The organism is Zafaria sp. Z1313 (assembly GCF_050563205.1).
Lineage (GTDB): Bacteria > Actinomycetota > Actinomycetes > Actinomycetales > Micrococcaceae > JAZDCJ01.
In genome coordinates this window covers 46,028-58,918 of the sequence record NZ_JBNWUK010000012.1, presented here as the reverse complement: position 1 = coordinate 58,918, position 12,891 = coordinate 46,028, and the positions used below count along the sequence as shown (strand labels likewise).

General features: G+C 71.9%; 9 protein-coding genes and 1 tRNA gene. 4 read left to right on the top strand and 6 right to left on the bottom strand.

Annotation, left to right across the window (positions count from 1 at the left end; translation table 11 throughout):
- Positions 1-8: 8 nt before the first annotated feature.
- The 5 genes from ACQ3I4_RS11800 to ACQ3I4_RS11780 form a co-directional block, all read right to left on the bottom strand.
- Positions 9-854, bottom strand: coding sequence for an aldo/keto reductase (locus ACQ3I4_RS11800; protein WP_430633595.1), 846 nt, complete (start codon positions 852-854; stop codon positions 9-11).
- A 100-nt stretch (positions 855-954) separates the two neighbouring features.
- Entirely contained in the window at positions 955-1,431 is a 477-nt protein-coding gene (locus ACQ3I4_RS11795) for a hypothetical protein (protein ID WP_329862799.1), read from the bottom strand.
- Positions 1,432-1,614: 183 nt separating this feature from the next.
- A complete protein-coding gene (locus tag ACQ3I4_RS11790) occupies positions 1,615-1,887 on the bottom strand; it encodes a YbdD/YjiX family protein (protein WP_329862801.1) in 273 nt (90 codons plus the stop codon).
- A gap of 2 nt (positions 1,888-1,889) precedes the next feature.
- Complete coding sequence (locus ACQ3I4_RS11785) at positions 1,890-4,136, bottom strand: carbon starvation CstA family protein (protein WP_329862803.1); 2,247 nt, start codon at positions 4,134-4,136, stop codon at positions 1,890-1,892.
- A gap of 136 nt (positions 4,137-4,272) precedes the next feature.
- Positions 4,273-5,250, bottom strand: coding sequence for an NAD(P)H-quinone oxidoreductase (locus tag ACQ3I4_RS11780; RefSeq protein WP_430633600.1), 978 nt, complete (start codon positions 5,248-5,250; stop codon positions 4,273-4,275).
- An 85-nt stretch (positions 5,251-5,335) separates the two neighbouring features.
- Between ACQ3I4_RS11780 and ACQ3I4_RS11775 the strand changes: the two genes are divergently transcribed.
- Positions 5,336-5,423 (top strand) — tRNA-Ser (locus tag ACQ3I4_RS11775).
- Positions 5,424-5,531: 108 nt separating this feature from the next.
- On the opposite strand, the gene ACQ3I4_RS11770 is transcribed toward ACQ3I4_RS11775, so the two are convergent.
- Positions 5,532-6,203, bottom strand: coding sequence for a GNAT family N-acetyltransferase (locus ACQ3I4_RS11770; RefSeq protein WP_329862805.1), 672 nt, complete (start codon positions 6,201-6,203; stop codon positions 5,532-5,534).
- A gap of 228 nt (positions 6,204-6,431) precedes the next feature.
- Between ACQ3I4_RS11770 and ACQ3I4_RS11765 the strand changes: the two genes are divergently transcribed.
- The 3 genes from ACQ3I4_RS11765 (at position 6,432) to ACQ3I4_RS11755 (ending at position 12,885) form a co-directional block, all read left to right on the top strand.
- The gene (locus ACQ3I4_RS11765) at positions 6,432-11,222 is read left to right on the top strand and encodes an ExeM/NucH family extracellular endonuclease (protein WP_329862807.1); all 4,791 of its coding nucleotides are present in this window, start codon (positions 6,432-6,434) and stop codon (positions 11,220-11,222) included.
- 315 nt (positions 11,223-11,537) lie between these two features.
- Entirely contained in the window at positions 11,538-11,912 is a 375-nt protein-coding gene (locus tag ACQ3I4_RS11760) for a PadR family transcriptional regulator (protein WP_329862809.1), read from the top strand.
- A gap of 7 nt (positions 11,913-11,919) precedes the next feature.
- Positions 11,920-12,885 carry a permease prefix domain 1-containing protein gene (locus ACQ3I4_RS11755; RefSeq protein WP_329862811.1) on the top strand — a complete coding sequence of 322 codons (966 nt, stop codon included), beginning with the start codon at positions 11,920-11,922 and terminating at the stop codon, positions 12,883-12,885.
- Positions 12,886-12,891: the final 6 nt, after the last annotated feature.

The window sequence follows — 12,891 nt, the reverse complement described above, 5'->3', positions numbered from 1 at the left end:
TGCGGGTCCTACTCGAAGTCGCTCACGGCCGGGTCGGCACCGATGCGGCCGTCCGCGCCGCGGTCCAGGGCGTCGATCGCGGCGACGTCGGCGGCCTCGAGGACGACGGCGCTCGCCTGCCAGTTCTCGACGATGCGCGAGGGCGTCTCCGACTTCGGGATGACGACGAGGCCGTGGGCCAGGTGCCAGGCGATGACGACCTGGGCCGGGGTGGCGCCGTGCTTCGCGGCGATCTCCCCGAGGACCGGGTTGGCCAGGAGGTCGGAGCCCTGGCCGAGCGGGGACCACGACTGGTGGAGGATGCCGCGGGAGGCGGCGTACTCGCGCAGCTCGGTCTGGGGGAAGTACGGGTGGGTCTCCACCTGGTGGATCGCCGGCGCCACGCCCGTGGCCTCCTCGATCTCGCGCAGCGCCTCGACCGTGAAGTTGCAGACGCCGATGGACTTCACGCGGCCGGACTTCTGCAGCTCGACGAGGGCCTTCCACGTCTCGACGTGCTTGCCGCGCTGCGGCTGCAGCCAGTGGATCAGGTACAGGTCCAGCGTCTGCAGGCCGAGGCGCTCCATGGAGGCGTCGAACGCCGCCAGGGTCTCCTCGTAGCCCTGGTCGGAGTTCCAGACCTTGGTGGTGATGAAGAGCTCGGACGGGTCGATCCCGGACGCGGCAATCGCGCGGCCGACGCCGGCCTCGTTGCCGTAGATCCGGGCGGTGTCGATGTGGCGGTAGCCGGCCTCGAAGGCCAGGCCGACGACCTTCTCGGCGACGTCGTCCTGCACCTTCCACACGCCGTATCCGAGCTGCGGGATGGTGTTGCCGTCGTTGAAGGTCAACACGGGGGATGCGTAAGAAGTCATGCGTCCATCCTGCCATCCGGGACCACGCGGGCTGCGGGCTTCGGCCCCCGTTACGCGCAGGGCGAAAAGATGCCCCGGGCAACCAATATGCCGGCCCCGGCTAGCCGCGGCTGCCGGCGGAGAGGGCCTCGGCGAGGGCGGCCTCGGCCTCGTGGACTCCCTCGGCGACGGCCTCGGCACGGCGGCCGACGTTCTCCAGCCCGCCGCGTTCCAGCCCCAGGCGTTCGGCGTCGAGCCGGGCCATGGCGGCGGCCTGCGCGGCCGTGGCGAGGTCGTTCGCGGCGCGGGACAGGGCGCGGTGCACGGGTGAGAACGGGCCACCGGGGATGTTGAAGTCGGAGCTCGGCCGTACCCGCTGGGCCTCCTGGCACACGGCGCGCAAGCGCGGCTGCAGCTCCGCGAGCTCGTTGGCCACCACGACGAGGGCGTTGTAGAGCTCGTCGGACTCGATGCCCTCCAGGACCTGGTGGAAGCGGTCCAGGCCGCGGCCGAAGCGGTCGTGGGCGCGCCGCCACACCCCGGTCCCCAGCAGTTTGTCTTCACGGCGGGCGCCGCCCGTGATGCCGAACAAGCCCACGGTCAGGCGTGCCGACCCGGCCCGACGGCGCGGCGGGGCCCGCTCCGGACCTCCGCTGCCGCCTGGGTTTCACTCATGCGTCCATCTTGCCACGGCGCGCGGCGCCGGGAGGGCGGCCGGACGCGGCAGGGCCCCGGGATGCGGAGTTCCCTCCACCCCCGGGGCCCTGCCCATGCGGTGCGCTCAGCAGCAGCGCCCTTGCGGGTTGGCGTCCTCGGCGTCCATCTTCTCGCGCCAGAACTGCCGCTCGCCCAGGGGCTCGACCCCGGGATGGACGGCCCGGTGGTGCGCGACGTACTTCTTGTACGCGTCCGCGCCCATCATGCCCTCGAGGTACCAGACGAGGCCCCGCCAACCGCCCACGACGGCGCGGACGACGACGGAGCCGGGCCCCGGCGTCGTCCGCCCGGTCCCGTCCGCCGCGCCCGACGCGACGCCCGGGGTGCCGGCGGCCACGGCTAGTGCCCGCCCCGCTGCGGCTGCAGCTCGGCCGGAAGGGCGCGCCACTGGGCGTCGAGCTCCTTCTCCGCCGGGCTGGAGATGAGGCCGGACGGGGCGTAGAACTTGGACTCGACGCGCGGGTCCTCGTTGTCGCTGCCGCCCTTGCCGCGCCACGAGCGGATCGTGGCCAGCACGGCCGTGACGATCACGATCAGGGCCAGGGTCACGAAGACGATCGAGAGCGTGCCCTGGACCGTGGTGTTGCGGACCACGGCCTCCATGGCCTCGACGCTGCGCGCCGTGCCGAAGCTCGTCTCCCCGTTGGCGAGCGCCTCGCGGAACGCGGCGTTCTGCGCCCAGTAGCCGACGGCCGGGACCGGGGAGAAGATCTTGTACAGCGACGCCGTGACGGTCACGACGGTCGCGAACGCCAGCGGCAGGACCACGATCCACAGGTACTTGAAGTTGCCCTTCTTCGCGACGATCGCCATGACCACCGCGAGCGCGATCGCCGCGAGCAACTGGTTGGCGATGCCGAAGAGCGGGAAGAACGTGTTGATGCCGCCCAAGGGGTCCGTCACCCCGAGGATCAGGATGTACCCCCAGCCGGCGACCATGACCGCGGTACACAACCACGCCCCTGGTCTCCACGAGGTGTCCTTGAACTTCGGGATGAAGTTGCCGATGGTGTCCTGCAGCATAAAGCGCGCCACGCGGGTGCCCGCGTCGACGGCCGTGAGGATGAAGAGCGCCTCGAACATGATGGCGAAGTGGTACCAGAAGGCCATCATGCCCGGGCCGCCGAACCACTGGCCCATGATGACGGCGATGCCGACCGCGAGGGTCGGGGCGCCGCCCGTGCGGGAGACCACCGATTCCTCGCCGACGTCGGAGGCGAGCCCCGTGAGCATCTCGGGGGTCAGGTTCACCCCGGCCAGGCCCAGCGAGTTCACGAACGCCACCGCGCCCTCCACGGTGCCGCCCGTCGCGGCCGCCGAGGAGTTCATCGCGAAGTAGATGCCGCGGTCGATCGAGATCGCCGCGACGAGCGCCATGATGGCCACGAAGGACTCCATGAGCATGCCGCCGTAGCCGAGGAAGCGGGTCTGCCGCTCCTTCTCGACCATCTTCGGGGTGGTGCCGGAGGAGATGAGCGCGTGGAAGCCGGACAAGGCGCCGCACGCGATCGTCACGAAGAGGAACGGGAAGAGGGATCCCGACACCACCGGGCCGTCGTCGCGGGAGGCGAACTCGGAGATCGCCGGGACGGAGATGTCAGGGCGGATCACGACGATCGCCACCGCGAGCAGCGCGATCACGCCGATCTTCATGAACGTCGAGAGGTAGTCACGCGGGGCCAGCAGGAGCCAGACCGGCAGGACGGCGGCGACGAAGCCGTAGACGATGATGCCCCAGGCGATCACGGTGCGGTCCAGGTGGAACAGCTCGGAACCCCACGCGGACTCGGCGACCCAGCGCCCGGAGATGATCGCGAACATCAGCAGCACGAAGCCGATGATGGAGACCTCCATGACCTTGCCCGGGCGGATGAAGCGCAGGTAGACGCCCATGAAGAGCGCGATCGGGATGGTCAGCGCCACGGAGTAGACGCCCCATGCGGACTCGCCGAGGGCGTTGACCACGACGAGGGCCAGGATGGCGACGATGATGATCATGATCGCCAGGGTGGCGATGAGGGCGGCGGTGCCGCCGATGAGGCCGAGCTCCTCGCGGGCCATCTGGCCCAGCGAGCGGCCGCCGCGGCGCATGGAGAAGTGCATGACCAGGTAGTCCTGCACCGCGCCGGCGAGCACGACGCCGACGATGATCCAGATGGTGCCGGGGAGGTAGCCCATCTGGGCGGCCAGCACGGGGCCGACGAGCGGTCCGGCGCCGGCGATCGCGGCGAAGTGGTGGCCGAACAGCACACGCCGGTCGGTGGGCATGAAGTCCTTGCCGTTGGAGTTGTACTCCGCCGGCGTCGCGCGCGTGTCGTCCGGGCGGGCGATCTTGCGCTCGATGAACTTCGAGTAGAAGCGGTAGGCGACCAGGTAGGTGCAGACTGCCGCGAAGACGAACCAGATGGCGTTGATGGTCTCGCCGCGGCTGATGGCCAGCACGCCCCAGGCGACGCCGCCCAGGAGCGCGATGGCCACCCAGAGGGCGATCTTGGCCGGCGTCCAGCGCCGTTCCTCCGCCTCCGCGATGGCGGGATCGACGGCGGCGGGAGGCAGCTCCTGCGCCGGTTTGTTCTGTGAACTCATGGTTGAAACCTCTGCGTCTCAAGGATCGAGGACCGGTGTGCGGCGCCTCAGCCGCGGTCCGCCAGCTACGTTACCCCCGACAACGGATTCGGTCACATGGTGGCGCGATGCCGGTCACCGCGGTGCGTGGCCACACTCACATCGTGAGCAGCACCTTGCCGCGGTGGCTGCCGGAGTCGAAGTACTCGTGGGCGTCGCGGACCTGTGCCAGGGGGTAGGTGCGGTCCGTCGTGGCGCGCAGCGCCCCGGAGGCGAGCAGGGGCCAGACGTGTAAGTGGACCTGCCGCATGATCTCCGCCTTCTCGGCGGCGGGGCGGGCGCGCAGGGTCGTGCCGATGACGCGGGCGCGGCGGCGCATGAGCAGCCCCAGGTCCAGCTCGGCGCGCGCACCGCCGAGCAGCCCGATGACCACGAGCCGGCCGCCCGTGGCGAGGGAGTCGAGGTTCCTGGCGAGGTACTTGGCCCCGACGACGTCGAGGACCACGTCCGCGCCGTGGCCGCCCGTGCGCTCCCGCAGCGCCGCGGGGAAGTCCTCGCGCGTGTAGTCGATCAGGTGGTCGGCGCCGAGGGATCGGGCGAACTCGAGCTTCTCGGGCGAGCTGCCCGTCACGGCCACCGTGCAGCCGAGCGCCTTGAGGATCTGGATAGCGGCGGCGCCGATCCCGCCCGAGGCGCCGTGGACCAGGACGGTGTCGCCGCGGGCCGCCCCGGCCTCCATGACCAGGTTGGACCACACGGTCGCCGCGACCTCGGGCAGCCCGGCGGCCTCCGTCAGGCCCACCCCGTCCGGCACGGGCAGGACCTGGCCGACCGGCACCGCGGCGTACTCCGCATAGCCACCCGAGGCGAGCAGCGCGCAGACGGGGGCACCGGCGTCGTATGCCTCGACGCCGTCGCCGACGGCCGCGACCGTCCCCGAGACCTCGAGCCCCGGGATGTCCGACTCCCCCGGTGGCGGCGGGTAGACGCCGCGGCGCTGCTGCACGTCGGCGCGGTTCAGGCCGGCGGCGGCGACCTTGATCAGCACGTGCCCCGGGTCCGCCTCGGGCCGGGGGCGCTCGACGACGCGGATCACCTCGGGGCCGCCGCTGCTGGTGTATTCGATGGCGTTCATCGTGGCCACTACTGCCTCCTGCTGGGTCATGGACCCGCCCGGCCCGCACAGGGGCCGCACGGGTGATCGGTATAGTAGGGCCGTTGGAAGGTTGTCCGAGCGGCCTAAGGAGCTGGTCTTGAAAACCAGTGTGCGGCAACCCCGCACCAAGGGTTCAAATCCCTTACCTTCCGCGTCATCAAAGGGAAGTAGCGGCTTCGGCGGCTGCTTCCCTTTGTCATGGGTCGCCCGATTCCGGCCGAAGTGTGGCCACAGTGTGGCCGCTGGTTCACGAGCCCGGCTCAGTCGCCCGCCGCCGGACCGCCGAAGAGCTCCGGCACCAAGGCGCGCAGCAGCTCCCCGCGCAGCCCCACCGTATCCGTCTCCCAGAACACCTCCGGGTAGACGAGCGCGCCCGCGACCGGCGGCGCCCCGGCGTCGTCCTCGGCGCCCGTCCTGGCCACCATGAACGCCGCGTCGGGGATCCTCGCCGAGGGCTTCGCAAAGCCCTCCCCGACGCCGGGGCGGAAGCCCAGCTTCGGGTAGAACGAGGGCGCCCCCTCCAGGAACACGAGCCGGTAGCCCGCCGCGCCGGACGCCTCGAGCGCCCCCCGGACGAGCGCCTGCCCGATCCCCCGTCCCTGCCACGCCGGGTCGACGGCGAGCGGGCTGAGCACGAGCACGTGGTGAAGCTCCTCGACCGCGTCGACGTAGGCGCGCGTCAGGCCGACGTGGCCCACGGGCCCGTCCGGCGCCACGGCGACGAGCTCGAAGCCGCGTCCCTCGTCCCAGAGCCCCCGCAGCCGCTCCACGAGCGCGGCGACGGTCCTGCCCTCCTCCGGATCGGCGGCACCGAAGGCGGAGCGGACGACGCCGGACACCGCCTCGCGCTCGGCTCCTCCGGGGAGCGGGGGCCTGATGGTCCAGTCCCGGGGGTCGAGGGGTGCCAGCTGCTCGGGATCCGCTTCGCTCATGCCGCGATCCTAGCGAAGCCGGGGTTTCGGCCGCGCGGGGCCTTGTGTAGGATCCGGAATACTCGATAACACCAGCTGTGAACCTTGGGGATGCCTGCGTCACGATGGCGCACGGCCCGGTCAATCCGATTCCACCGGCCGTCCACGAACCGTTCACTTGCGGCTGTTTGGCTCGTCGGGGCCCCGCCCGCGGGCAGCCAGCCACCCACTTCGAAGCGAAGGATGACCGTGCGAACACCACCACTCAGACAAGGGCTGGCGGCCCTCGCCGCGACCGCCCTCATCGCCGGAAGCTGCGCGGCCCCCGCGGTGGCGGCCGTCGACGGCACCGGGATCGTGATCAACGAGGCCTACCTCAGCGGCGGCAGCGCCAACGCGCCGTTCCAGGACAAGTTCGTCGAGCTCTACAACCCCACCGCGGCGGACGTCGACCTCGACGGCTGGTCGCTCCAGTACCGTGCGGCCGGGTCCACGGGGGCCGCGACGGCCTACCCGCTCTCCGGCTCGATCCCGGCCGGCGGCCACTTCCTGGTCTCCGGCGGCTCCAACGGGGCCACGGGCGGCGAGCTGCCCGCGGCGGACCTGGCGACGGGGCTGAACCCGAGCGGCACGACCGGCACGATCATCCTCGCGAACACCACGGAGCGGCTCACGCTCCCGGCCGGCAGCACGACGGGGCACGAGTCCGTCGTCGACCTGCTCGGCTACGGCGGCTCCAACACCTTCGAAACGGCCGTCGCCCCGGCCCCGTCCGCCAACAACGTCCCGCGGTCCATCAACCGCGCCGACGGGGTCGACACCGACGACAACTCCGCCGACTTCGCGGTCCTCGAGGCGATCACGCCGACGAACAGCGCCGGCGAGGCGCCCGTCGAGCCCGAGCCGGAACCCGAGCCCGAACCGGGGCCCGACCCCGAACTCGTCGAGATCGCCGCCATTCAGGGCGAGGGCGACGCCACGCCGCTCGCGGGCCAGCGCGTCACGACCCGCGGCGTCGTCACGGCCGCCTTCCCGGACGGCGGCTTCGACGGCTACTACCTGCAGACCCCGGGCACCGGCGGCGAGGGCGGGGAGGCGGCCTCCCACGGCATCTTCGTCCACTCCCCCGAGACCGTCGGCGACGTCGAGGTCGGGGACCACGTCGAGGTCACCGGAACGGCCGGCGAGTACTACGGCCTGACCCAGCTCTCCGTCACCGCGGGCGGGGCCACCGTCCTCGACGAGCCCGCCGAGGCCGTCAAGCCGCTCACGGCCGCCTGGCCCGCGGACGACGCCGGTCGCGAACGCTACGAGGGCATGCTCTGGGACCCGCAGGGCTCCTGGACCGTCGCGGACAACTACGCACTGAACAACTACGGGGAGATCACCCTCGCCCACGGCGAGAGCACCCTGGTCCCCGGCCTGCGCACGCTCGCCCAGCCGACCGACGTCGCACGCCCCGGAAGCACCCGCGCCGCCGAGGTCGAGGCCGAGAACAAGGCCCGCTCCGTGGTCCTCGACGACGGCTCTTCCCTGAACTTCCTCGGCAGCACCGCCAACCAGTCCGTCCCGCTGCCGTACCTGACTGCCTCCACGCCGGTGCGCGTCGGCGCCGCGGTGGCCTTCAGCGGCCCCGTGGTCCTCGACTACCGCTTCGAGGCCTGGAAGTTCCAGCCGCAGACCCGCATCACGGGCGCCAACGCCGCGGCCCAGCCCGTCGCCTTCGCCGGCGACCGCCCCGCCGCCCCCGCGGCCGTCGGCGGCACGCTGAAGCTCGCCGCGTTCAACGTGCTGAACTACTTCACGACGACCGGCTCCGAGCTGACCGGCTGCACCTACTACAACGACCGCGCCGGCAACCCGGTCACGGTCCGCGGCGGCTGCGACGCCCGCGGCGCCGCCGATCCGGCCAACCTCGAGCGCCAGCAGGCCAAGATCGTCGCCGCGCTCAACGGGCTCGGCGCCGACGTCGTGGCCCTGCAGGAGATCGAGAACTCCGCCGCCTTCGGCAAGGACCGCGACGCGGCCCTCGCCGCGCTGACGTCCGCGCTCAACGCGGCCGCCGGCGCCGGCACGTGGGACTACGTCCGCAGCCCGGCCGCCGTGCCGACCGACGAGGACGTCATCCGCACCGCGTTCATCTACCGGGCGGCCGCGGCCGAGCCCGTGGGCGAATCGGCCATCCTCGACGGCGATCCGGCGTTCTCCAACGCCCGCGAACCGCTCGCCCAGGCGTTCCGCCCGGCCGGCGGGGACGCCGGGGGCACGTTCGTGGCGGTCGTCAACCACTTCAAGTCCAAGGGCTCCGCCCCGGGCGACGGCTCCGCGAACGACGACTCCGGCGACGGGCAGGGCGCGTGGAACGCGGACCGCGTCCGGCAGGCCGAGGCCGTCGTGGACTTCGCCGGGCAGGTCGCGGAGGAGGCCGGAACGGACAAGGTGTTCCTCGCCGGCGACTTCAACGCCTACACCCACGAGGACCCGATGCAGGTCTTCTACGAGGCCGGCTACGTGGACCAGGGCGCCAAGACGGGCAAGCAGACGTACCTCTTCGGTGCGCGCGTCGGCTCGCTGGACCACATCCTCGCCTCGCCCGCGGCCGATGCCGCGGTGACGGGCGCGGACATCTGGAACATCAACGCGGTCGAGCCCATCGCCCTCGAATACAGCCGCTACAACTACAACGCCACCAACCTCCACGAGGCCTCGGCCTACCGGGCCTCGGACCACGACCCGCTCGTCGTGGGCCTCGATCTGGGCGGCGCCGCTGCCGGCATCCCCGTCTCGATCGCGAGCCTGAACGACTACCACGGGCAGGTCGACGCGGACAACGGCTCCACGAAGCTCGCCGCGACGGTGGAGCAGTGGCGCGAGGACCGCGGCGTGGACTCCACGCTGCTGACGAGCGCCGGTGACAACATCGGCGCGAGCCAGTTCGCCTCCCTGCTGCAGCAGGACGAGCCCGCCCTGGAGATCCTCAACGCGCTTGGCGTGGCCGTCACGACCGTCGGCAACCACGAGTTCGACAAGGGCTGGCCGGACCTGCGGGACCGGGTCTCCGGGATCGCGGACTTCAACCACCTCGCCGCCAACGTGCTCGGCCCCGACGGCCAGCCCGTGCTCCCCGCCTCGGAGGTCTTCGAGGTCAACGGAGTCAAGGTCGCCGTGGTCGGCGCCGTCACCGCGGACCTGCCGACGCTCGTCTCCCCCGCGGGGCTCGAGGGCCTCACGGTCACGGACCCCGTGGCCGCGGTCAACGCCGAGATCGAGCGGCTGCCCCAGGACGTCGACGTGGTCGTCGCGAGCTACCACGAGGGCGCCCAGCCGGCGGACTCGCTCGAGGCCGCCAAGGCGGGCAGCGGGATCTTCAAGCGCATCGTCGAGGAGACGAGCCCGGAGGCCGACGCGATCTTCAACGGCCACAGCCACCAGCTCTACAACTACACGGCCGCCAACGGGGACTCCGAGCGCCCCGTGATGCAGGCCGCGTCCGCGGGCGGGCACCTCGCGGTGGCCGACTTCACGGTGGACCCCGAGACCCGCGAGGTGACGTTCGTCGGCGCGGAGAACCTCCCCGTCGACGCGGACGCCGACGTCGATGCGCTGGCCGGACGCTACCCCGTGGTCGCCGCGGTCAAGGAGATCGAGGACCGGGCCAACGCCGAGGCCGAGGTCCTCGGCGCCGCCAAGGTCGGCGAGGTCACCGCGTCCATCACCACGGACTACGCGCCGGACTTCGCCGGCAACGCGGGCGGCAACCGGGCCAAGGAGTCCTCGCTCGGCAACCTGCTGGCCACGGTGCTGCGCGACTCCGTGTCGACCCTGACCCCGCAGCAGGCGCAGATCGGCGTGATGAACGCCGGCGGCATCCGCGACGAGCTGTTCTTCGACAAGTCCGGCCGCGCACCGGGCGCCCCCGCCAAGGACGTCCCGGGAGACATCTCCTACAAGGAGCTGAACAACGTCTTCCCGTTCGGCAACACGCTCTTCAGCCTCAAGCTCACGGGCGCCGAGGTCTGGGAGCTGCTCGAGCAGCAGTGGCGGATCGTCGACGGCACCGAGTCCCGGCTGGCGCTGGGCCTCACCGACAACCTGGACTACACCTTCGACACGGAGCTGCCCGTCGGCGAGCGCGTGACCGGCGTGTGGTTCGAGGGCGAGCCGCTCGACCTGGAGGCCGAGTACTCGATCGGCACGCTCAACTTCCTCGCGGGCGGCGGCGACTCGTTCACGGCCCTGACGGGCGGCACGGAGCGGATCGACACGGGCTACTCGGACATGGAGGCCCTCGTGGACTTCGTGGAGCGCGAGTCGCCGCTGTCCCCGGACTTCAGCAAGCGCGGCGTCGAGGTCTCCGGCGCTCCCGGGCTCATCGAGCCGGGTGGCGAGTATTCCTTCGAGGTCCGCGACGTCGACCTGGGTTCCGACGGCGCCCCGGTCAGCGACGAGCTCGTCCTGGAGTACGTGCCGGGCGGCTCGGCGGAAACGCCGTCCGCGGCGGGCGTGGGCGTGGGCCTCGGCGGGGGCGGGATCGGCGCTTCGGTGGGCCTGCGGGCCGCCGTCGCCGCGCCCCCGGGCGGCGAGATCGGCACCTTCGAGGTGGTCGACGGCGTCGCGGTGGTCTCCTTCACGGCCCCGACAGGGCTCGACGGCGGGGCGTTCGTCCTGCACACCCCGGCCGGGGACACCGTTCAGCTCCCCTCGGCGGTCGCCACGGCCTCCGACGTCCCCTCGGACGACGGTGACGACGACGGTGCGGGCGGCGACGGCGGCACCGACGACGGATCCGGCACGGGGAACGGCAACGGCAACGGCCCGGGTTCGGGTTCCGACGACGGCGACGGCGGCTCCGCGCTCGGCCCGGGCTTCGGCCAGGGCGGAACGGGCGGACTGGCCGCCACGGGCAGCGAGGGCCTGCTGCCCCTCGGGATCGGGGCGCTGATGCTCGCCGGCCTCGGCCTGGCCTTCGTGCTCCGCTCCCGCCGCCGCGAGGCCGCGCTGCACGCCGAAGCCCCGGATTCCACGCCTCCCATGCGATAGCGCGCCACCCCCTCCCGCGGTGTCGGGGAACATGTCGGAAAGCGTTGATCCAAGCGGCATCTAGCCCGACGGGACGAGGGGGAGGTCCGTTCCTCCACCCAGCAGAGTGCCCCGCATCGAATCCGGTGCGGGGCACTCGCGTGTCCACACCCCGCGACCCCTCCCACGGTGTCGGGGAAAGCGCGGGAATACGTGGCTCGATTCGACATCTACCCCGACGCGGCGGGGCCCGGGAGCGTGCGCGTGGAGGGTGGCACGGGCGTTACCTTATAGTGCCTCTTCCTTTACTGTGCAACACACACTATAGTGTCTGTCATGAACAATGCAGAGGTCCTCGGCGGACACCTCCAGGAGCTCAGACGCGGGACGGTCGTCATGGCCTGCCTCGCCACGCTGTCCCGACCCGGCTACGGCTACGCGCTCCTCGGCGCGCTCGGGGAGGCCGGCTTCGACGTCGACGCGAATACGCTCTACCCGCTGCTGCGCCGGCTCGAGAAGCAGGGACTGCTCGATTCCGAATGGAACACGGACGAGGCCAGGCCGAGGAAGTTCTACCGCACGAGCCCCGCCGGCCGCGGGGTCCTCGACGGGCTCCTGCGCGAATGGGACGCCCTCCACGACGCCACCACCCGACTCATGTCCCCCGGCACCGGCCCGGGCGGCGAACCCACCACCAGCCCGGAAGGCTAGGAAGACCATGGCAACCCTGACCGAACGCTACGTCGCCGCAGTGGCCCGCAGCCTGCCCCCGGGCCAGCGCACCGACGTCGAACGCGAACTCGCCGCCTCCATCGCCGACATGGTCGCCGACCGCACCGCCCAGGGCGAGCCCGGCGACGCGGCCGAACGGGCCGCGCTGCTCGAGCTCGGCGACCCGATGCGGCTCTCCGCCGACTTCGCGGGCCGTCCCCTGTACCTCATCGGTCCGGCCCTCTACCCGGACTACATCCGGCTGCTCAAGCTCCTGCTCGCCATCGTGCTGCCGATCCTCGGCGGCGTGGTGCTGATCGGGCAGCTGATCGGGCACGGCCACCCCGGCGAGACGGCGTCGAACACCGTCCTGACGCTCCTCACCGTCGGCGCGCACATCTGCCTCTGGACCACCGTGGTCTTCGCCGCGATCGAGCGCAGCGGCACCCGGAAACCCGCCACGGACTGGACGCCGGACGACCTGCCCGACGTGGCGACGGGCGGCGTCGTGAAGATCGGCGACACGATCGTCGCCGCCGTCCTGACGCTGGGGCTCGCCGCCTACCTGGTCTGGCAGCAGTTCCGCTCGCCGTTCAGCGATGCCGAGGGTGCGCCGATCCCGGCGCTTGACCCCGCGCTGTGGTCGTTCTGGCTGCCGTTCCTCGTCGCGGTGCTCGTGGCCAACACGGCGCTCGAGTTCCTGCGCTACCGGGCCCGCGGCTGGAGCTGCGGCTTCTTCGCGGCCCACGCGGTCCTGAGCCTGGCGTTCGCGGGCCCGGTCGTGTGGCTCCTGCTCCGGGACGCGCTGATCAACCCGGCCTTTGCCGAACGGCTCGACATCTCCCCGGACGCCCCGGCGTCCATCGCCGTGATCTTGGTGATCGCCGTCGTCGTCATCACGGTGTGGGACCTCGTCGACAGCGCCCGCAAGGTCCCCCTGGACACCCGGGCCCGGCGCGGAAACGGCGCCTGAACCGGA